Source organism: Rhizobium mesosinicum, from assembly GCF_019511345.1.
Classification (GTDB): domain Bacteria; phylum Pseudomonadota; class Alphaproteobacteria; order Rhizobiales; family Rhizobiaceae; genus Rhizobium; species Rhizobium mesosinicum.
On the sequence record NZ_JAEUAK010000004.1, the window covers coordinates 444,725 to 463,658 of the forward strand.

At 58.2% G+C, this 18,934-nt stretch carries 17 protein-coding genes and 2 tRNA genes; 9 read left to right on the top strand and 10 right to left on the bottom strand.

Translation table 11 applies throughout. The annotated features are described in order from the left end of the window. Nucleotides 1-51: 51 nt before the first annotated feature. From JNB85_RS13080 to JNB85_RS13105, 6 genes are all read right to left on the bottom strand, one after another. Nucleotides 52-633 (bottom strand): NAD(P)H-dependent oxidoreductase, encoded by a 582-nt coding sequence (locus JNB85_RS13080; RefSeq protein WP_220334725.1) that lies wholly within the window; start codon nt 631-633, stop codon nt 52-54. Beyond that, nucleotides 630-2,039, bottom strand: a complete 1,410-nt coding sequence (locus JNB85_RS13085; protein WP_220334726.1) for an FAD-binding oxidoreductase — start codon at nt 2,037-2,039, stop codon at nt 630-632. The genes JNB85_RS13080 and JNB85_RS13085 overlap by 4 nt, the downstream gene beginning before the upstream one ends. A 1-nt stretch (nt 2,040) precedes the next feature. Next, nucleotides 2,041-3,351, bottom strand: a complete 1,311-nt coding sequence (locus JNB85_RS13090) for a cytosine deaminase (RefSeq protein WP_220334727.1) — start codon at nt 3,349-3,351, stop codon at nt 2,041-2,043. Further along, nucleotides 3,351-4,196: an ABC transporter permease gene (locus JNB85_RS13095; RefSeq protein ID WP_220334728.1), complete on the bottom strand. Its 846-nt coding sequence runs from the start codon at nt 4,194-4,196 to the stop codon at nt 3,351-3,353. Before JNB85_RS13095 ends, JNB85_RS13090 begins: the two co-directional genes overlap by 1 nt. Then, the gene (locus tag JNB85_RS13100; RefSeq protein ID WP_220334729.1) at nt 4,196-5,020 is read right to left on the bottom strand and encodes an ABC transporter ATP-binding protein; all 825 of its coding nucleotides are present in this window, start codon (nt 5,018-5,020) and stop codon (nt 4,196-4,198) included. Before JNB85_RS13100 ends, JNB85_RS13095 begins: the two co-directional genes overlap by 1 nt. A 66-nt stretch (nt 5,021-5,086) precedes the next feature. Next, a complete protein-coding gene (locus JNB85_RS13105) occupies nt 5,087-6,103 on the bottom strand; it encodes an ABC transporter substrate-binding protein (RefSeq protein WP_220334730.1) in 1,017 nt (338 codons plus the stop codon). A 183-nt stretch (nt 6,104-6,286) separates the two neighbouring features. Between JNB85_RS13105 and JNB85_RS13110 the strand changes: the two genes are divergently transcribed. After that, nucleotides 6,287-7,237 carry a LysR family transcriptional regulator gene (locus JNB85_RS13110; protein WP_220334731.1) on the top strand — a complete coding sequence of 317 codons (951 nt, stop codon included), beginning with the start codon at nt 6,287-6,289 and terminating at the stop codon, nt 7,235-7,237. Here JNB85_RS13110 and JNB85_RS13115 read toward each other — a convergent pair whose 3' ends face one another. Then, complete coding sequence (locus tag JNB85_RS13115) at nt 7,238-8,035, bottom strand: creatininase family protein (RefSeq protein ID WP_220334732.1); 798 nt, start codon at nt 8,033-8,035, stop codon at nt 7,238-7,240. 276 nt (nt 8,036-8,311) lie between these two features. Here JNB85_RS13115 and JNB85_RS13120 point away from each other — a divergent pair, with 276 nt between their 5' ends. Continuing rightward, nucleotides 8,312-8,971, top strand: coding sequence for a peroxiredoxin (locus JNB85_RS13120; protein ID WP_220334733.1), 660 nt, complete (start codon nt 8,312-8,314; stop codon nt 8,969-8,971). An 83-nt stretch (nt 8,972-9,054) separates the two neighbouring features. Here the strand turns inward: JNB85_RS13120 and JNB85_RS13125 are convergent, their stop codons facing one another. Next, complete coding sequence (locus JNB85_RS13125; RefSeq protein WP_220334965.1) at nt 9,055-9,348, bottom strand: hypothetical protein; 294 nt, start codon at nt 9,346-9,348, stop codon at nt 9,055-9,057. Nucleotides 9,349-9,466: 118 nt separating this feature from the next. Here JNB85_RS13125 and JNB85_RS13130 point away from each other — a divergent pair. Together JNB85_RS13130 and JNB85_RS30680 are read left to right on the top strand one after the other, a co-directional pair. Further along, a tRNA-Asn gene (locus tag JNB85_RS13130) sits at nt 9,467-9,541 on the top strand. A 514-nt stretch (nt 9,542-10,055) separates the two neighbouring features. Further along, entirely contained in the window at nt 10,056-10,283 is a 228-nt protein-coding gene (locus tag JNB85_RS30680; protein ID WP_223216491.1) for a hypothetical protein, read from the top strand. A gap of 311 nt (nt 10,284-10,594) precedes the next feature. Here the strand turns inward: JNB85_RS30680 and JNB85_RS13135 are convergent, their stop codons facing one another. After that, entirely contained in the window at nt 10,595-10,984 is a 390-nt protein-coding gene (locus JNB85_RS13135; RefSeq protein WP_220334734.1) for a KTSC domain-containing protein, read from the bottom strand. Between the two features lie 467 nt (nt 10,985-11,451). Between JNB85_RS13135 and JNB85_RS13140 the strand changes: the two genes are divergently transcribed. Next, a tRNA-Cys gene (locus JNB85_RS13140) sits at nt 11,452-11,525 on the top strand. A gap of 69 nt (nt 11,526-11,594) precedes the next feature. Here the strand turns inward: JNB85_RS13140 and JNB85_RS13145 are convergent. Further along, on the bottom strand, nt 11,595-11,822 hold the full coding sequence (locus JNB85_RS13145; RefSeq protein WP_338050328.1) for a hypothetical protein: 228 nt from the start codon (nt 11,820-11,822) through the stop codon (nt 11,595-11,597). Nucleotides 11,823-12,355: 533 nt separating this feature from the next. Between JNB85_RS13145 and JNB85_RS13150 the strand changes: the two genes are divergently transcribed. From JNB85_RS13150 to JNB85_RS13165, 4 genes are all read left to right on the top strand, one after another. Beyond that, entirely contained in the window at nt 12,356-13,021 is a 666-nt protein-coding gene (locus JNB85_RS13150) for a protein-L-isoaspartate O-methyltransferase family protein (protein ID WP_220334736.1), read from the top strand. A 230-nt stretch (nt 13,022-13,251) separates the two neighbouring features. Continuing rightward, entirely contained in the window at nt 13,252-14,118 is an 867-nt protein-coding gene (locus JNB85_RS13155; RefSeq protein WP_220334737.1) for a PopZ family protein, read from the top strand. A 116-nt stretch (nt 14,119-14,234) separates the two neighbouring features. Beyond that, the gene (locus tag JNB85_RS13160) at nt 14,235-17,078 is read left to right on the top strand and encodes a valine--tRNA ligase (protein ID WP_220334738.1); all 2,844 of its coding nucleotides are present in this window, start codon (nt 14,235-14,237) and stop codon (nt 17,076-17,078) included. Between the two features lie 390 nt (nt 17,079-17,468). Beyond that, complete coding sequence (locus JNB85_RS13165) at nt 17,469-18,713, top strand: OmpP1/FadL family transporter (RefSeq protein WP_220334739.1); 1,245 nt, start codon at nt 17,469-17,471, stop codon at nt 18,711-18,713. Nucleotides 18,714-18,934 lie beyond the last annotated feature (221 nt).

Here is an 18,934-nt window from a genome sequence, read left to right on the forward strand (position 1 = left end):
AGGCGCTTGTTTCGCATGTCGCGCAAACCCGCTGCACATTCTTGCGCGGCTTTAGAAGCGCTCCATTGCGCTCTTCACCTTGGCAAGAAACGCTGCCCGCGTATCCGGGGTGCAATTGTTCATGTCGTAATGGGCGAGAAAGGTGACCGGCCTGAACGGGTCAATCTGCGCCCGCAGAACCCGTTTGACGATCTTCTTCGGCGGATTGCCGGCAACGAAGGCGCGGAAAGGTGTCGCGCCATAGGTGAGCACCGCGCCAAGCTTCTTGATATGCCTCAAGCGGGATTCGACCTTGCCGTCCACGAGCGCGAAGGAAACGCCGGGAAGCCAGACCCTGTCGAAATAACCTTTCAGGATCGCCGGGAAACCGAAATTCCAAACCGGTGTGCAGATGACCAGCGCCTCGGCCTGCTTCAGCCTCTCGACATAGGGTTTCACCAGCGAGGTATTGTCGGGATAGTCATGATAGACGAGCCGGTCGTGTTTCGACAGGACGGGGTCGAAATTCTCCGCATAGAGATCGCACGCATCCACCTCATGCCCGGCTTTAGCGAGGCTCTCCAGCGTCTGTCTGTAGAGCGCCTTGCCGTAGCTTTCCTCGACCGGGTGCGAGTGGAGGACGAGAACCCTCATGAAGCCTCCATGACGGCGGCAAGGCCCGGAAAGAGATAGTTCTTGCCGGCATTGAAATCGAAGTTGGGATTTTCCCAGGCGATCATCTTGCCGGGATTGAGCAGCCCCTTCGGATCGGTCTCATGCTTGAAGGCAAGCTGCACTTTGTCGGTGCGCTTCATGCCGCCTTCTTCCAACGTATAGCGGTGCGGGTTGAAGATCGGGCAGCCGTGGTCCTGATGGATCCTGATGATCTCTTCCAGCCGCTCCTCTGTCGTGTAGCGTACCAGCGGCAGCCCCGAGCACTGGATCTGCCCGTCGAACTTGATGAATTCGAGATGACCCGGCACCTCATCGCCGAAAATCTCCACCATCTTCTGCACCTTGGCGACATGGTCCGGCCCAGGATACTGCACCTGCAGATAGGTGAAATTGGGATCGACCTTGAGCGCACGCAGCGTCGTATGGTTCCAGGCAAGCTCGTAGGCATGCGGAATGCCGCGCATGCTTTCGACCTTGTCGGACCGGAACGTGATCTCGCCTTTCTGCGCAGCCGTAAAGGCCAGGAAGGCATCCATGGAATGCGGAGCGATCATCAGCACGACGATCGACTGGCCCTGGCGGATGTAAGGCTTATGGCGGGTGAAATAGTCATGCGGGATGGGGGCCGCGATCGGCGCAATTTCCTTGACGAGAATGCCGTTGCACTTCGCCAGCGCATCGGAAAAGCGCACCGCATCCATGAAGTCATCGTAGCCGACCAGCACATCCACCCAGTCATAGGCGGGTGCCAGCGGCATCTCGATTTCCGTGATGATGCCGTTGGTGCCGTAGGCGTGGCTGACTTTCTGCAGGTCCCAGCCGGTGAGGTCGAGCACACGCGGCTCTGCTTCCATGGTCACGACCCGCAGGCGCAGGATATTGCCGAGATCGCGCAACCCGCCCCAGGTGATCGAGCCGACACCGCCAGAGCCGCCGGCAATGAAGCCGCCGACCGTCGCCGTCTGGGCGGTCGAGGGATGGAAGCGCAGTTCCTGGCCGGAGTGCGCCTTGGTTTGCTTGTCGAGCTGAGCAATCACGATGCCGGGTTCGCAGATGACACGGCCCGGATGGATTTCCTTGATCTTGTCCATGGCCGCCAGATTGAGCACGATGCCGCCTGACAGAGGCATGGCCTGGCCGTAATTGCCGGTGCCGGCACCGCGCGGGGTGACGGGCACGCCGTGGGCGAAGGCGACTTTCAGCGTCTGGATGACTTCGGCCTCGTTCTTCGGCGTGACGATGAGATCGGCCGTCACGTTGTCGAGCTGCGCCTTGAGGATCGGCGAATACCAGTAGAAATCCCGGCTCTTTTGGCGAACGAGCGCCGGATTGTCTTCGATGGCAATGCCTTCGAGTTCTTTTTTGATCTTCTGATAATCGGCCATGTCAGGCTCCAACGACGCTATCGAGTTCACGGTAATCCGGCAGGCTGCGGTCGATCACCTTGCCGCGGCGAAGCACGACGCGGTCAGACTGCGGACGGGATAGGAATTCGCTCCAGCGCCTTGCGCTGAAGAGCACGAGATCGGCGGGGTTGCCGACGGCAATGCGGCTCGTCTGCGGCCTGCCGGCGATCCTGGCCGGTGACGTGGTGACGATACGCGCTGCGCTATCGAGCGGATGATCAAGATGCAGGATGCGCACCGCCTCGCGAAACACTTCCACCGGATCGAGATCGCCATAGGCATAAAAGGGATCGCGCGTATTGTCGGAGGCGACAGCCGTCTCGACGCCGGCAGCCGCCAGTTCCTTGAAGAGCGTGACACCGCGCCAGCGCGGCGTGCGGCCGGAGTAGCGGTCCTGCAGATACATATTGCACATCGGCAGCGAAATGATCGAGACCCCCGCCTTGTGAACCAGCTCCACCGTCCGCTGCGCCGTATCGTCATCCTGCCGGGCAAGCGAGCAGCAATGACCTGCCGTCACCTTGCCATCGAACCGGTTGCGCAGGACGGCCTCGGCGATCGCCTTCAATGTCTCGGCGCCCGGATCGTCGGTCTCGTCGACATGCAGATCGACATCGAGTCCGTTCTCCGCTGCCGCGCGCAGAAGCGTATCGAGCTGCCAGTCCAGCAATGGTCCCATCTTGGTGACACCGCCGAGCAGGCCACCCTTGTCTTTGACGACCGCGACGAGATCAGCGAAAAAGGCTTCATCGACCATATTGTCGAGCGGGAAAAGGGCAACCGCTTGCAGGGCGATCTTGTCCTTCCATTCGTCGCGTATTTCGGCAAAGACCTCAAAGGAAATACGGTGTTGCGGGGCAAGCGAGTCCAGATGCGTGCGGATCAGCCCGGTGCCATGCGCATAGGCCGAACGTAGCGAGAATTCCATGCGCTTGCGCACATCGGCTGCCGACCAGTTTGCCTCCCGGTCCTTGCCAACGGCTTCCAGTGCCCCCATGAAAGTTCCATCCGGATTTGGTTTGCGCGGCCAGATATGGCCCTTGTCCAGATGCGTGTGGATATCGGCAAAGCAAGGCCAGACCATGCCCTCTTTCATATCGGATTTGGCGAACTCCGCCGGAGCCGTGCCCGGCGGCAGGATCGCTGCAATCAAGCCGTCTGCAATCACGATGTCAGCTTTGACGAGTCCCTCGGATGCTGCTGCCGCATAGCCTGTGGCAACGGCCGGAAGCGTCGCATTGGCAAGCACGAAGCGGCCCGCATTGGGAGGAGACATGAAAGAATAGGTCATCAATTTTCCCGCTTCAGGCTGCTCTCGTGCCAGCGATGCAGGCTGAGCCATGAAATGAAGGAGGTAATGGCAAAGATCGCGACCCCGAGCATGGAGAGCATGAACAGCGCGGCAAAAAGGCGGGGAATGTTCATGCGATATTGCGCTTCGAGGAGCCGGAAGGCGAGGCCGGAGCCCGCACCCGCCGAACCGGCCGCAAACTCGGCCACAACCGCCGCAATCAGAGCCAGCCCGCCGCCGATGCGAAGCCCGGTCATGAAATAGGGCTGGGCTGCGGGCAGCTTCAGATAAAGCAGCGTTTGCCAGCGCGAGGCGCCGTAGAGCTCGAAGAGATTGATGAGGTTGTGATCGACGCTCTTCAATCCCTGCACCATGTTCGACAGGATGGGAAAGAAGGCGACGAGAAAGGCGCAGATCAGCAGCGCCACCTGCGTGGACGGCGCGTAGATCAGGATCAGCGGCGAGATCGCCACGATCGGCGTGACCTGCAGGATGACGGCAAGCGGATAGAAGGCGATCTCGATCCAGCGCGACTGCACCAGGAAGATCGCAAAACCCACGCCGCCGATCAGCGCAAGCGCCAGCGACATGAAGGTGATCTTGGTCGTAACCCAGAGCGCCGGCGAAAGCGTGCCCCAATCGCTGACAAACGCTCCGGCAACCGCAAGCGGGCTCGGAAGGATATAGGGCGGCACGCCCGAAACCCTGACATAGATCGCCCAGAACGCAATCAGCACGATGATGGCGAGAAAAGGCACGCTAATGCGGAGCGCCAGATCCCGGCGCTTCGCATTGAGCGGATTGGGCATGGCCGGCACGGAGTTTTCGACTGTCTCGATGCTCATCAGTCTTCCTTTGCCGCGTTGATCGCGCCAATCAGCGAATAGGAAACGGTCTCGCAGGCCTGCCGGTATTCCTCGGAAGTTCGATAGTGCGCGTCACGATCGATGCTCGTGGTTAGCGGGATATCGGCATGGACGCGGCCCGGCCGCGCCTTCATCACCACGATCCGATTGGAGAGGTACGCAGACTCAAAGACGGAATGCGTGACGAAAATCACCGTGATGCCGGTCGCCTTCCACAATCGCAAAACGTCGTCATTGAGCTTTTGGCGGGTGATCTCGTCGAGCGCCGCGAAGGGCTCGTCCATCAACAAGAGCTTCGGCTTGGTCACCAGCGCGCGGGCGATCGAAACACGCATTTTCATGCCGCCGGAGAGCTCGCGCGGATAGGCATTGGCGAAATCCTGCAGGCCGACGGTCGCCAGCACTTCCATGATCCGTCCGCTGGCCTCCGCCTTGGAAACGTCACGCAATTTGAGCGGCAGGTAGACATTGCCGAAGACCGTCTTCCAGGGCATCAGCGTCGGCTCCTGGAAAACGAAGCCGATATCGCCTTCCGGCAGGCCCTTCGAATTGATGCGCGAACTCGGCCAGTCGATTTTGCCGGACGTCGCGCCGCCAAGACCCGCGATGATGCGCAGTGCGGTGGATTTGCCGCAGCCGGAAGGGCCGAGGAGGCTGATGAACTCGCCGCTTTCGACCGTCAGCGACATGCCCGAAAGCGCGATCGTGCCGCTGGAAAAGACCTTCGAGACCGACTGCATGACGACCAGCGGCCGCTTGCGTGTCTCCTTCGAGGGCGCCGCTCTGGTTTCGGCTAGGGACATTCTCTCGCTCTTTTATCGAAGGGATGCGGCCCGCCGCCGTCAAGCGACGGGCCTGCCCTGGGAGGCTTATTTCTTCAGCGATGCGCCGACGTTCTTGCAGACGAATTTCGTCGTGAAGGCCTTGGTGTAGTCGGTCTCAGCCTTGACGACCTTGATCGCTACCATCTCGTCGAAGAATTTCTTGTAGTGAGCGTCGGTGATGCAGCCGATGCCTTTGTCCAGGCCTTCACCGGATTCGACAATTCCGTATTCCTTCATCTTGGCGATAGAATAAGCGATCTGGCCATCCGTCATTTCCGGATTGTCCTTCTTGATCAGCGCATTGGCCTTGCTGTTGTCGCCGTAGAGATAGTTGTACCAGCCTTCGATCGAGGCATCGACGAAGCGCTGCACGACGTCAGGCTTTGTATCGATCATCTGCTGCGTCGTGGTGATCATCGTCGAATAGGGCGAGTAACCGTTATCGGCGAGCAGGAAGACCTTTGGCTCCCAGCCGGTCTGCTTCTGGATTTCATAGGGCTCCGAAGTCAGATAGCCCTGCTGGGCCGATTGCTTGTCGGCAAGGAAAGGACCCGGGTTGAAGTTGTAGGGCTTGTACTGCTCGTCCTTGAAGCCCTTAAAATTCGCCTTCATCCATTCGAAATAGGTGAGGTAGCCATCCTTGCTGAGGAACAGGGTCTTCAGCTTGGCGAGATCCTCGAACTTGTCGATGCCGGCATCGGGATGAGCGATCAGGATCTGCGGATCCTTCTGGAAAATCGCTGCGACATCGACGAGCGGAATGCCTTGCTCTACGGCCGAGAGTTCACCCTGCGGTCCACCCATGTAGAAATCGATCTTGCCAGAGATCAGCAGCGCGTTGTTGGCGGCATTCGGGCCACCCTGAACGATGGAAACGTCGAGCCCGTATTTGGCATAGGTGCCGTCGGCCACGGCCTGATAGAAGCCGCCGTGCTCGGCCTGCGCCAGCCAGTTGGTACCATAGCTGACCTTATCGAGCGCATAGCCGGGCACGCTGGCGGCAAACATGCCGCCAAGTCCAAGAACCGCAGAAAATATGGATGTCTTCAATCTGTTGGACATGGCGGCGTTCCCCTTCTGGTGCCCTGGAGGCTCGTTTTCGGCTTCCGATTTTTTTCATTTGAGCGATTGCTTCGCTCTTTGAAAAGCAGCAAAATTCGTGCGCAGTGATGCCTTTTTGGCATCTCACCAGTCGTCTGTGCCTAAACCGGGCGCTGTGCTTAAAAATGGTGCAATGAGGTTGCGATGCTGCACTCCAGAAAGCTCCTTTACATCAACGAGATCGCCCGCACCGGCTCGATTAGGAAGGCAGCAGCGCGTCTCAACGTCGCCTCTTCGGCGATCAACCGGCAGATATTGGCACTCGAAGAGGAAATGGGCGCACCGCTCTTCGAGCGCCTGCCGCGCGGCCTCCGTCTGACGGCCGCGGGCGAACTCTGCATCGAGCATATTCGCGAGGTTCTGAAGAATTACGAGCGGCTGGAGGGGCGCATCAGGAGCCTGAAAATGCAGCAGGCCGGCAAGGTGCGGCTGGTAACGACAGTGGGCCTCGCCGCAGGGCCGTTGCCGGAAATCATCGCTCGCTTCCAGTCGGAGCATCCACGCGTTTTCATCCACCTGCGCAACGATGCCGGCACGATGACGGTCAATCCGGTGCTGTCGGGTGAGGTGGATATCGGCCTCGGCTTCAATATCCCGGCCACGCCCGGCATCCGCACGCTCGGCAATTTCGATATCCCGATCGGCGTCATCCTGCCGCCCGGCCATCCCCTGATCGGACCCGGACCGATCAGCCTTGCCGATGTCGTGCAGGAGCGGCTGGTGCTTGCGCAGCAGGGTACCAGCCTGCGTGAGGTCATCAACCTCGCAATGGCCAGGCTCGATATTCCTGTCGAGCCGGTTCTGGAGACTAACGCTTCGGAAATGCTGAAGAAACTGGTGAAATGCGGGGCAGGGCTATCCATGCTGAACCCGCTCGATGTCATCACCGAATGCCGCCAGGGCGAACTGGTGTTCCGCCCGATTGCCGAGCCGCACAGCCGCCATCAGCCGATGAAACTCTTCGCCCGCGCCCGTGCGCCGCTCGATTCAGCGTCCAGCCTCTTCGTCGAATACTTGCTGGCCGAGCTTGCCGGCCTCGTGCAGGAACTTCAAGCCAAGGGACACATCCCGCTTGAACGGCCTGTCGTTGCATAGTTACTGCGAATAGAGGTTGGAGAGCGGATAGCGCTTGAGGTCGTAGAGCAGCTCTATGAAGCCCTTCACCTGGTGGCGACAGATCGCTTCGCCCTTTTCGGCTGTGCCCTTCGAGGCATCGCCGACCACGCCATTGGGATTGAGATCGTGAGCGATCCAGGCCAGCGAATGCGGCGGCAGCGGCTGGATATAGCGCGATTGCTCGCGCATCCATTCGGCCTTTGATGTGAAATTCACAGCCTTTTCCATCCGCACCAGATCCGGCCGGAAATGCAGCATTAGCGATGTCTCCACTTCGCCGCCATGAATGCCGTAACGCGTTTCGTGCTCGCTGATCATGCCATCGGGATTGCCGAACCGGCCCCATTGCGTGGAGACGACAGCCATCTGGTAGCGGACCCTGAGCTCACGGGCGACGATGCTCATGATATCGACATTGCCGCCATGCGAATTGACGATGACGAGCTTACGCAGGCCGGCTTCGGCCACCTTCGCGCCGATCGCCGTCCAGACGGGGATCAGCAGTTCGGCACTGAGGGAAAGCGTGCCTGGACCGTAGACATGCTCATTGGCCTTGCCGATTTCCTGCGTCGGCAGAACGAGGATATCGAGGTCGTTGGGTCGTTGCCGGCGCAGTTCTGCCAGCATGCCGTTGGCGATCGCCACATCGGTTGCGACGGGCAGATGCGGACCGTGTTGTTCCGTCGAGGCGATCGGCAGGATGGCGATGGTAGTTTCGGCAGAGAGAGCGGCAAAATCATAAGTGTTCAGTTCATTCCAGTAGAATGGTATCGCCATCGCCGCTTCCCTCTTTGCTAATTCTCGTCAGTGAGTAGGGAATAATGCGGCATGCGAAAAGCATCGATTTGCGCGCGCGCCGCTGCCTTTTTGAGCGCATCATATCTTAGCGTGATGTCACGCCATCGTTGCCTGCGGGAAATAATATTCCGCCTCCGCCCTTTTCGCGGAAGGCTTTGATTTGACCGTGCTCGGTACAAGTCTGTAGATAGTCGCCAGCATGCGGGCACGTCTGAAAGTGTTCAAGATAAACGATTGGCAACAGGAGGGCCGACCATGAGCTTGCGTATCAACGATATTGCTCCCGATTTCACCGCCGACACCACCCAGGGTCCCATCCAGTTCCATGACTGGATCGGCAACGGCTGGGCCGTTCTCTTCTCGCATCCGAAGAACTTCACGCCAGTCTGCACGACCGAGCTTGGCACCATGGCTGGCCTCGAAGGCGAGTTCAAGAAGCGCGGCGTCAAGATCATCGGCATTTCCGTCGATCCGGTCGAAAGCCACGTCAAATGGAAAAACGATATCAGGACGGCGACCGGCTTCGATGTCGAATATCCGCTGATCGGCGACAAGGACCTCAAGGTCGCCAAGCTCTACGACATGCTGCCGGCCGGCGCCGGCGAAAGCTCCGAAGGCCGTACGCCCGCCGATAACGCGACCGTGCGTTCGGTCTTCGTCATCGGCCCGGATAAGAAGATCAAGCTGATCCTGACCTACCCGATGACGACGGGCCGCAATTTCAACGAGATCCTGCGCGCCATCGATTCTATCCAGCTCACCGCCAAGCACCAGGTCGCGACGCCGGCCAACTGGAACCAAGGCGACGACGTCATCATCACGGCTGCGGTCTCCAATGAAGACGCGATCGCCCGCTTCGGCTCCTTCGACACGGTTCTGCCTTATCTGAGAAAAACCAAGCAGCCGTCTGCTTGATCTGCGCCGGCGTGGCGAGCGATTCAAAAGACGCTCCGGTCGCCGGGGCGTCTTTCTTTTCTAGCTTGCGGAACACGTCTAATTTACGCAGGCCGCTTTCGGCGATGCCACCAAACTGCAGCGCGGCGGCGCCATCTGCGCGCAACCGCCATATCGTGGGAAAGGACAAGGAAGCCGAGCGGAAGCATCCAGAAGCCGAGGATTGGCAGAAAGCCGAGAATGCCACCAAAGATCAGCAATGCGCCGGTTGTCATTCTTGCGATGCGAGAGCGCGGCATTGGGATCCGCAACGAGCCAAGAACTAGCTTGCCGTCCTTGTGATCAATACCGAAACGCTTTTCTTCGGCCTTATTCGGTCTATTTTTCTTTTCAGTCATCCACAAGAGATGGGCGCAAGCGACGCAAATACAAGCTGATTTCATTTTTTTGAAAAAACCGCTTGGCAAATCGGGAAAGCATTTGTATTACCCCGCTCACGCCGCGGCCAAGCGGTGATCCCTGGTAGCTCAGCGGTAGAGCATTCGACTGTTAATCGACAGGTCGCCGGTTCGAATCCGGCCCGGGGAGCCAGTTTTAGAGAAGCGCCTGTTTTCGTTGAGAATTCCGAAGCAGGCGCTTTCTTCTCCACTTCTGAAACGCGTTTTCTCCGATTCGACGCCGGTGGATAACCATACTGGCGAAGCGATTTGCGCCGAGCTGGTAGCTCGGTGGACGCGCTCGCGGTTGCATGGTGATTGAGTTATGCCCCGGCCATTCTGTTACAGGAGCCGCACTTTCCTCCAGCGAAATAGTCGGCGGACATGTCCTCACGCCTCTTTCGCACTTGAGGAAGCCGAGCATCGAGGCGGCAAGTCGCTGGATCTGCCGTGGGCTCTGCTCGCCTCCTTCATCCGCAACGCACGCTCTCCGCCATTTGATCCGCACTGGAAGCCGGCGTCGAATTCTTTGAAGACCAGCGCGGTGATGGCTAGTGAAGCTGCGCGATCGGCAAAGTCACGACAGTCACGACACCTCCCTCAGCTAAGGGGGAACTAATAAGTCCGAAGCTGGTTACCTCAGACACTCGTCTCTAGCGGAGGCTACGATGTGGGCTATCTTGATCGGTGCCGCTCTTATAATTGGCGGAATGCTTATTTTCTTCTCATCGACGCTTCGTCGAAGATCGACTGATCCGCATCAAATGCCCCAAGGCGGCAGCACGCTGGAACCACGGCACCAAGGCATCAGGTTTCTCGGAGTATCCCAAAACTGGCAAGCCCTTACCATTATCGCGGTAGGCGCACTTCTTTTGGCTTTTGGTGCGTATTCATGACGCTGAACAGCAGTTAAGCGTACCAACTTGCCTCAACAGCTCCCAGCTGCGGCCCACCAAACCGCACACCGCCATACTGACATTGCCAAATCGACGTTCTCAATGTGGGCCGCCACCCACAAGATGCCGCAGACATTCCCGGAAACAGGACGTGGGCAAGGGCGCGATAGACGCGAAGCTGGACGAGATCAGCGGTCTAATACGATATGCGCCGGCGCGGCTAACCCAGGCGAAGTTATAAACCTCGGATTTTTTGCCGTCTTCTTCGCAATTACGTTTGGTACTCTAGGCTCCGATGGGCCGCAGCACCTCTATTGAGGTGAAACCGCGGACTTTTCGCCAGAGGTTGGAGCAATCGTTCCCGACTTGGCGATCTCCGACAGGTGAATTGGCAGCTCGCCATTTTCCTCAAGGGCCGTTGCCGTAATCACGAGTGCGCCGATGAAAAATATCAGCAGCTTCACCGTGTGAGAGCTGAGGCTGGCTTTCTGCCGCCAGCCGGCCTGGATACGCAAAGGCTCCAGATAATATTTATAGTAAAATTCCGGATCGCTGGTTTCGATGAGGTTGTCGTAGATATGCGGCAGCACCCCGGCATGCCGGACGGCACGACCGCCGGCGAATTTGGCATGAAGAACCTGGGTCTCCGGATCGTAGGATACAGCGCGGATCCGTTTCGAATTCAAAGGCACCCAATTCATTTCTGCTCCTATCTCTCCCTCCCGGACAGAGGATGGAATGGCGACGCTGGAAGTCAAGTTAAGATTTTTTTTTATATTGTCCTCAACTAATTTCCGTATGTTCTAATATAATAAAAGTCGAGGCGCTGCCGCCGTCATAGATGAGGCTTCTCGGACAAGTATAGGCGAGAGGCTGAAGGCCTGCTGAGTTCTCCTATTGCGCGATCTGGAGCGCGTGGAGGCCTGCTTGGGCAGCTGTTAGCCTAATTGTTGTTCAAATAGGGCTCGCTTTTTTGGCGGAGCGAGCTTTTTATCTTCAGGTGCGAGGGCGGATGCATCGCCGCCTTCCGCAGCTGGATTGACGCTTGTTCTGTACGAAGCAGATGTGGCCAGAGTTTGAAATTGCAGGAAATGTTTTTGGAAAGCCCCCTTGCGATTTCCTTACGATCATTCTAAACGCTCGCCACGGCTAGCATGACAGCCTGTGAGGCCTCGTGGCGGAGTGGTGACGCAGAGGACTGCAAATCCTTGTACCCCGGTTCAATTCCGGGCGAGGCCTCCAAACTTTTCACGACATGGAAATCCGATTCGCTTCATAAATGAGGCGGAGCATCGGTTCCGCAGTTTCTCATCACCAGATGCGGGAAACCCGGGTGAAATCGAACTGCGCCGGCTTGATGCCGGTCAGTGAATAAAGCGCCCGCAACCCGCCGTTGCGTAGCCCTGCCAGATAGTCGACATCATCAACAGTCATTTCGTTCTCAATCCTCGCATCGGCGCCGAGCAGCCGCTGCAGCGCCTGAGCCGAGATGCGTGTGAAATTGCAGATGGCGCCGCTCTTGAATTTCACAAGCAGCAACCGCGCTTCCGGATTGTAATGAAGCGCTTCGATGTCTGGCGATTGGATGGCGAATGTTTGCATGCGGCCAAACTAGCGGAAGCCGCGGCTGGTGCAACAATATGGTTGATATAGAGTTAACAGCGCAATCGATTGTGCCGGCTTGATCCGACTGGACGCGAAAATCCATTTCTCCGGCGCGCCGAGTAAGTCGCCAGGGAGCTTTTACTGGGAAGTACGATCTGTTCAGCTCATCTCGCGGTCCAACAGCCCGCAGCAGAGTATGCCGACGAGCGCTGCGCCGATGAAAAAGTCGAACAGCGTAAAATATTCCAGAATGGCAGACATGGCCTGCTCCTCCTCATTTCCTCCGGTTGGAACAGTATCATGAAATGGCAATTCGCTCCACGCGGAAGTTGCAGCTATTGTTTTTCACCCGTTGCATGGGGGAGGGGTTTCCGGGATTCTTCAAACGGGTCTCCGGCAAGCCTTGAAAGCATCCGTGCCGGAGATTAAGAGACGGAAGACAGAACCGCTTTCATCGGCGAGAGGATATGATGGATTTCGAAGCAGCACGCGTAAAGATGGTCGACAACCAGGTCCGCACGACGGACGTTACCTCGCATTCGGTGCTGACGGCCTTCCTCACGGTCCCGCGCGAGGCATTCGTGCCGGAGAGGGCGAAGGTTCTGGCTTATATCGACAATGATATCGAAATTGCTCCGGCAACCGCCGGCAATCCGGCCCGTTTCCTCATGGAAGCGTCGCCGCTCGCCAAGTTGCTGCAACTCGCTGCCGTCACCAAGGATGAGGCCGTTCTCGAAGTCGGCGCCGGTACGGGGTATGCCTCCGCGCTGCTATCGCTGATCGCCGGTTCCGTCGTGGCGCTCGAATCGGACGAGACCCTTGCTGCAGAAGCCAAGGCAAATCTCGCCGGGTATGCAAATGTGCAGGTGGCAACCGGCCCCCTTGAGAAGGGCAATGCCGCTGGCGCTCCCTATGATCTGATCTTCATCAACGGTTCGGTGGAAGAGGTTCCCGCGACACTTCTCGGCCAGCTGCGGGATGGCGGTCGTCTCGTTGCCGTTCAGGGTTATGGCAATGCTGCCCGCGCGAAGGTCTTCGTCAGCGAGCGCGGCGCTGTTTCCGAAAACGTCTTCTTCAATGCTTCGGTCAAGCCTTTGCCCGGTTTCGCTAAGGCCCGCGAATTTGTATTCTAAGGCGTTTTCAGTGCTGTTTTTTGAGCGGGCGCCATGGGCGCCCGTTTTAGTTTTCGGCTGTCTTAAAATCCTTCACAGACTTCGCTTACGCTTGGGTAACAAAACTGTGCATGGCTGCATTTGTTTGATTCGCGCTGATTTTTTTCCCCTTTAGGGTATTCTAAGGTCATGGTGATTCGGGTGCATGCTCCACGCCATCCGGTCGTTGTTAAGGGATAACGGGGATAGATATGGCTCAGCCAGGTGTAGTGCGTGAACCGTCCATGGAAGAGATCCTGGCCTCCATTCGACAGATCATCGAAAGCAATGAGCCGGGCGCCGGAAAGGCGATTTCCGCCTCGCTTCCTCCCGTTTACGGGGCGGAAGAAGAAAACGACTCCGAAATTCATCTGACGGTCGACGATACCTATGCCGGTGTCGAGTTCCCGGAGCCGGCTGCGCTGCGTCCCGATCCGCGTTTCGTCGCTGCAAATTCTGCCGGCACGGCGTCTGAACCGGAAATGCCGGCCCGCGCCATGTCGCTTGCCGATGTCGCAGCCCGCGTCCGTGCCGCTTCCGAGCGTAGCGGTGTTCAGCCCGTTCAAACGTTCCGTGATATTCCCCAACAATTCCATGAACCGCAGCCGGCTTACAGCGCGCCACGCGCGGCTGCCGCTCCGCGCCCGATCGAGCCGGCTCCGGCTCCCCGCGTTGCCCCCGTCGCCGATTATGCACCTGAACCTGCGCCGGTCTTTGCCGAGCAACGCCTGCCCGATGTCCCGCAGCCCGCGCTCGACGAAGAGGCGCCCGTGTTTCCCGCTGTGGAGCAGCGCGTCGAGCCGCTGGCCTTCCAGCCGGCCGAAGTTGCGTCCGAGCGTGTAGCGGAAGACGGTCAGCCGTCACTTCTGTCGCAGAACACGGGCCTGAAGGTTGCCCGTTCCTTCGAAGAGCTTGCCGCTGCCATCGATGGCGCCGCCGAGCGCCGCTCGCTGGATGAGATCGCCGAAGACATGCTGCGGCCGATGCTGCGCGAGTGGCTGGATGACAACCTGCCGACGCTCGTTGAGCGTCTCGTGCGCGAAGAAATCGAACGCGTGGCGCGCGGCCCTCGCCGCTGATCGGACCGCTTTTCCAGACAGAGCCGCTCCGGTCTCCGGGGCGGCTTTTTTATTGACTTGGCCGTAGCCATCCTATTTACAAAACGCCCATCCTCGAACCTCGAATTGGTCAGAAAATGCTCGAAAAGACCTACGATTCCGCCGCCGTAGAACCGAAGATCGCCGCGAAATGGGATGAGGCGGATGCCTTCCGTGCCGGCGCCAACGCAAAGCCGGGTGCTGAGAGCTTCACCATCGTCATCCCGCCGCCGAACGTTACCGGCTCGCTGCACATGGGCCATGCGCTGAACAATACGCTGCAGGACGTCATGGTGCGGTTCGAACGCATGCGCGGTAAGGATGTGCTCTGGCAGCCGGGCATGGACCATGCCGGCATCGCCACGCAGATGGTTGTCGAGCGCAAGCTGATGGAGCAGCAGCTTCCCGGCCGCCGCGAGATGGGCCGCGATGCCTTCATCGAAAAGGTCTGGGAATGGAAGAGTGAATCGGGCGGCCTGATCTTCAACCAGTTGAAGCGCCTCGGCGCTTCCTGCGACTGGTCGCGTGAGCGCTTCACCATGGACGAGGGCCTGTCGCAGGCTGTTCTTGAAGTCTTCGTCACGCTTTACAAGGAAGGCCTGATTTACAAGGACAAGCGCCTCGTCAACTGGGATCCGAAGTTGCTGACGGCGATTTCCGACATGGAAGTCGAGCAGATCGAGCTCAAAGGCAATCTGTGGCATCTTCGCTATCCGTTGGAAGAGGGCGTCACCTATCAGTACCCAATCGCTTTTGATGACGAGGGCAAGCCCACCGAATTCGAAACGCGCGACTACCTCGTGGTTGCGACGACGCGGCCGGAGACGATGCTTGGCGATACCGGCGTTGCGGTCAATCCCAAGGACGAGCGCTACAAGTTGATCGTCGGCAAACACGTCATCCTGCCGATCGTTGGCCGCAGGATTCCGATTGTTGCCGACGACTATGCCGATCCGACAGCCGGCACGGGCGCGGTCAAGATCACGCCTGCACACGATTTCAACGACTTTGAAGTCGGCAAGCGGGCTGGCCTGCGTGCAATCAACATCATGAACATCGACGGCACGATCACGATCAAGGACAACGAGGATTTCCTCGAAGGGCTTGATCATCCGGCCGCCCTGCACGGCGCCTGGGATCGCCTCGAAGGTCAGGATCGTTTCCATGCGCGCAAGATCATCGTCGAGATCTTCGAAGAGGCCGGCCTGCTCGACAAGATCGAGCCGCACAAGCACATGGTTCCGCATGGCGACCGCGGTGGCGTGCCGATCGAGCCGCGTCTGACCGAGCAATGGTGGGTCGATAACAAGACGCTTGCCAAGCCGGCCATTGCCTCCGTTCGCGAGGGCCGGACAAAGTTCGTGCCGAAGAACTGGGAAAATACCTACTTCCAATGGATGGAGAATATCCAGCCGTGGTGCATATCCCGTCAACTCTGGTGGGGTCACCAGATTCCGGCCTGGTACGGTCCGGATGGTCAGGTTTTCGTCGAGAAGACCGAAGAAGAGGCGCTGCAGGCCGCCATCCAGCACTACTTGTCGCATGAAGGACCGATGAAGGCCTATGTCGAGGACCTGCTTGAGAATTTCAGGCCGGGCGAGATTTTGACGCGTGACGAAGACGTGCTCGACACATGGTTCTCCTCGGCACTCTGGCCGTTCTCGACGCTTGGCTGGCCGGACAAGACGCCCGAGCTGGAGCGATATTATCCGACCAGTGTTCTGGTCACCGGTTTCGATATCATCCCGTTCTGGGTTGTTCGCATGATGCAGATGGGCCTTCATTTCATGAAGGACGAGGACGACAACCCGGTTGAGCCGTTCCATACCGTCTATATTCACGCTCTCGTCCGCGACAAGAACGGGCAGAAGATGTCGAAGTCCAAGGGCAACGTCATCGACCCTCTCGAACTGATCGACGAATACGGTGCAGACGCGCTGCGCTTCACGCTGGCGATCATGGCTGCACAGGGCCGTGACGTGAAGCTCGACCCGGCCCGCATCGCCGGTTACCGCAATTTCGGTACCAAGCTCTGGAACGCCACGCGCTTTGCCGAAATGAACGGCGCCAAGAGTGATCCGCATTTCGTACCGGAAGCGGCCGAACTCACCATCAACCGCTGGATCCTGACCGAGCTTGCCCGAACGGAACGTGACGTAACGGAAGCTCTTGAAGCCTACCGCTTCAACGACGCCGCCGGCGCGCTCTATCGCTTCGTCTGGAACCAGTTCTGCGATTGGTATCTCGAACTTCTGAAACCGGTCTTCGGCGGTGAAGACGAGGGCGCGAAGGCCGAAGCTCAAGCCTGCAGCGCTTATGTTCTGGAAGAGATCTACAAGCTGCTGCATCCATTCATGCCCTTCATGACCGAAGAACTGTGGGCACACACGGCGGGTGAGGGCCAGGAACGTGACGGATTGCTCTGCCACGCCGAATGGCCGTCGCCGTCTTATGTCGACAATGCCGCGGCCGATGAGATCAACTGGCTGATCGACCTTGTTTCCGGCATCCGCTCGGTGCGCTCGGAAATGAACGTGCCGCCGTCGGCCACCGCCCCACTCGTCGTAGTCGGCGCCAACAGCCTGACGCGTGAACGGCTGTTCCGTCATGACGCGGCCATCAAGCGCCTGGCGCGTGTCGAGGGTATTTCGCTGGCGGAATCTGCGCCGAAGGGTGCCGCTCAGATCGTCGTCGCAGAAGCGACCGCCTGCCTGCCGCTCGGCAATCTGATCGATCTTTCTGCGGAAAAGAACCGCCTCGAAAAGGCGATTGCGAAGGCCGAGAGCGAAGTCGCGCGCATTGATGGAAAGCTCTCGAATGAGAAGTTCGTCGCCAATGCAAACCCGGAAGTGGTGGAGGGCGAACGCGAGCGTCATGCAGAACTGACGAGCCAGCTCGAAAGCCTGAGGACTGCTCTCGCGCGAGTTAGCGAAGCGGGATAATCGCGGCTAACGAGTATAATTTTTCTGAAGGCGCGTTCCCTTGGAGCGCGCCTCTTACGTTAAAGAGCACGACGATTCGTAAGGAATTGGGCGCTTTTGCCGATTCTGCCTGTGGATATAACCTGTTTGAGGGATATCGCGCGCGAAAACCAGCACTGTTGTCAGTTTGATACAGCCGCCACGCTTGGTGGAATGAATATCTAATAGAACCCTAAAAACTGACGGATAGAAGAATGGAATTTTATATATCTGATTTTTTGACGTGCCCGTCAATTAGTTACGTAAATTAGTCATAACGCAACTTCGCGGCGCAGCGGAACGCTTCGTTGCCAATTATTAAGTTCACTAGCACAGTGTGATTACATCAATTGCTTGAGTGGGGGAGACACAATGGCAGCGCGTATGTTTTCCAGGAGCGTAACATCGCTCATCATCCTTTCGGCAGTCGCCTCACCGTCCTTTGCAGGTGGTCTGGAGCGCGGCGGCTATAATATCGATCAGTTGTTCGATACGTCGCAGTTCAGCGTGCAGACAGGGATGATTTACGTTAATCCGCAACGGAAGCTGAATAATGCCCGCGACGTGGACCCGACAGATGGTACGGTTCGCGGTTCGACGTCCGCTGATGAGACCGAGCCTTACTACATTCCGTATGCCGGTCTTAAGGCGGGCGTTGGCGACGCCGACTGTTTGCTCGATTATTCCGAACCGTTTGGTGCGCATACCAATCCAGGTGCGAATTGGGTTGGTGCCCAGAGCCAGATTGAGACTGAGATCAAGAGCAGGAACTATGGAGCAACTTGCTCTTACAGGTTCGATGTCGGCCCGGGTCAGTTTCGCGTCATCGGCGGCGGCTTTTACCAACATATCGAAGGCTTTCGTACGCGCCTCGTCGCTCCGCTGCCGTTTCCGCTTTCGGCCGCTTTCGACGGTACCGGTCGTCTTGATCTCGAGGATAACGGCTGGGGTTGGCGTGCAGGCGTCGCCTACGAAATCCCGGAATATGCTTTTCGCGCGAGCCTCGTCTATAATAGCCGCGTAGATTACGACAACCTGACGGGCACTGTTGACCTGACTCAGGTTCCTGGTGCTGTTTCGCCAGGAAATCCTTTTTTTGGGCGCGTGACACCGGTTAAGGGAAGTGCAGAGGCACCGGACTCCCTCGAGTTGAAGTTGCAGTCGGGTATCGCTCCGGATTGGCTGGCTTTCGGCTCCGTCAAGTGGATGAACTGGAGCCTTCTGCAGTCGGTGCAATTCTGCCCCACCAATGGACTGCCTTGCCCTGCTGGCGGTCTAACCTCGCTTGATCTGCACTATCGCGACGGCTGGACGATCACGGGTGGTCTTGGTCACAAGTTTACCGATAAGTGGGCGGGTGCAGTCAGCCTCACCTGGGATCGCGGCACCAGCCAGGGTTACGGCTCGCAAACGGATAGCTGGACAGTCGGTGTCGGTGCCGCCTACACGCCGACTGAGAATATAGAATGGCGTGTTGCAGGTGCGGTTGGTGTGTTGACTAGCGGCTCATCTGGTACGGTCACCTCCGGTGGCATTACCTATGGCAATGACGTTACTTATTCCTTTGGCAACGATCTGGTTGCCGCGCTATCGACCAGCCTAAAGGTCAAGTTTTAATTCTCCGATTTGAAGAATTGAAGAGCCTGGCGGTGCCGGGCTCTTCTTCGTTTGCCGCCATTAATCATCCCATCTTCTCGTTTCGTTTTGTGACGATTCAGCAACACTTTTTTACGACGGTTCGCGTATGATGTCGGCGGGGCGAATTTGTCCATTTCCCGCCACAAAGAGGGCGCAGCGCTATTAGCGGGCGAGGAGATGACAAGCGTAGGTGTGCGTAA

Coding starts and splice junctions, on each gene's coding strand:
- JNB85_RS13150 (WP_220334736.1), top strand. CDS start 12,356: ATGATGGATTTCGAAGCAGCACGCGTAAAGATGGTCGACAACCAGGTC.
- JNB85_RS13090 (WP_220334727.1), bottom strand. CDS start 3,351: ATGACCTATTCTTTCATGTCTCCTCCCAATGCGGGCCGCTTCGTGCTT.
- JNB85_RS13125 (WP_220334965.1), bottom strand. CDS start 9,348: ATGACTGAAAAGAAAAATAGACCGAATAAGGCCGAAGAAAAGCGTTTC.
- JNB85_RS30680 (WP_223216491.1), top strand. CDS start 10,056: ATGTGGGCTATCTTGATCGGTGCCGCTCTTATAATTGGCGGAATGCTT.
- JNB85_RS13085 (WP_220334726.1), bottom strand. CDS start 2,039: ATGGCCGATTATCAGAAGATCAAAAAAGAACTCGAAGGCATTGCCATC.
- JNB85_RS13080 (WP_220334725.1), bottom strand. CDS start 633: ATGAGGGTTCTCGTCCTCCACTCGCACCCGGTCGAGGAAAGCTACGGC.
- JNB85_RS13135 (WP_220334734.1), bottom strand. CDS start 10,984: ATGAATTGGGTGCCTTTGAATTCGAAACGGATCCGCGCTGTATCCTAC.
- JNB85_RS13100 (WP_220334729.1), bottom strand. CDS start 5,020: ATGTCCCTAGCCGAAACCAGAGCGGCGCCCTCGAAGGAGACACGCAAG.
- JNB85_RS13155 (WP_220334737.1), top strand. CDS start 13,252: ATGGCTCAGCCAGGTGTAGTGCGTGAACCGTCCATGGAAGAGATCCTG.
- JNB85_RS13160 (WP_220334738.1), top strand. CDS start 14,235: ATGCTCGAAAAGACCTACGATTCCGCCGCCGTAGAACCGAAGATCGCC.
- JNB85_RS13115 (WP_220334732.1), bottom strand. CDS start 8,035: ATGGCGATACCATTCTACTGGAATGAACTGAACACTTATGATTTTGCC.
- JNB85_RS13110 (WP_220334731.1), top strand. CDS start 6,287: ATGCTGCACTCCAGAAAGCTCCTTTACATCAACGAGATCGCCCGCACC.
- JNB85_RS13165 (WP_220334739.1), top strand. CDS start 17,469: ATGGCAGCGCGTATGTTTTCCAGGAGCGTAACATCGCTCATCATCCTT.
- JNB85_RS13095 (WP_220334728.1), bottom strand. CDS start 4,196: ATGAGCATCGAGACAGTCGAAAACTCCGTGCCGGCCATGCCCAATCCG.
- JNB85_RS13120 (WP_220334733.1), top strand. CDS start 8,312: ATGAGCTTGCGTATCAACGATATTGCTCCCGATTTCACCGCCGACACC.
- JNB85_RS13105 (WP_220334730.1), bottom strand. CDS start 6,103: ATGTCCAACAGATTGAAGACATCCATATTTTCTGCGGTTCTTGGACTT.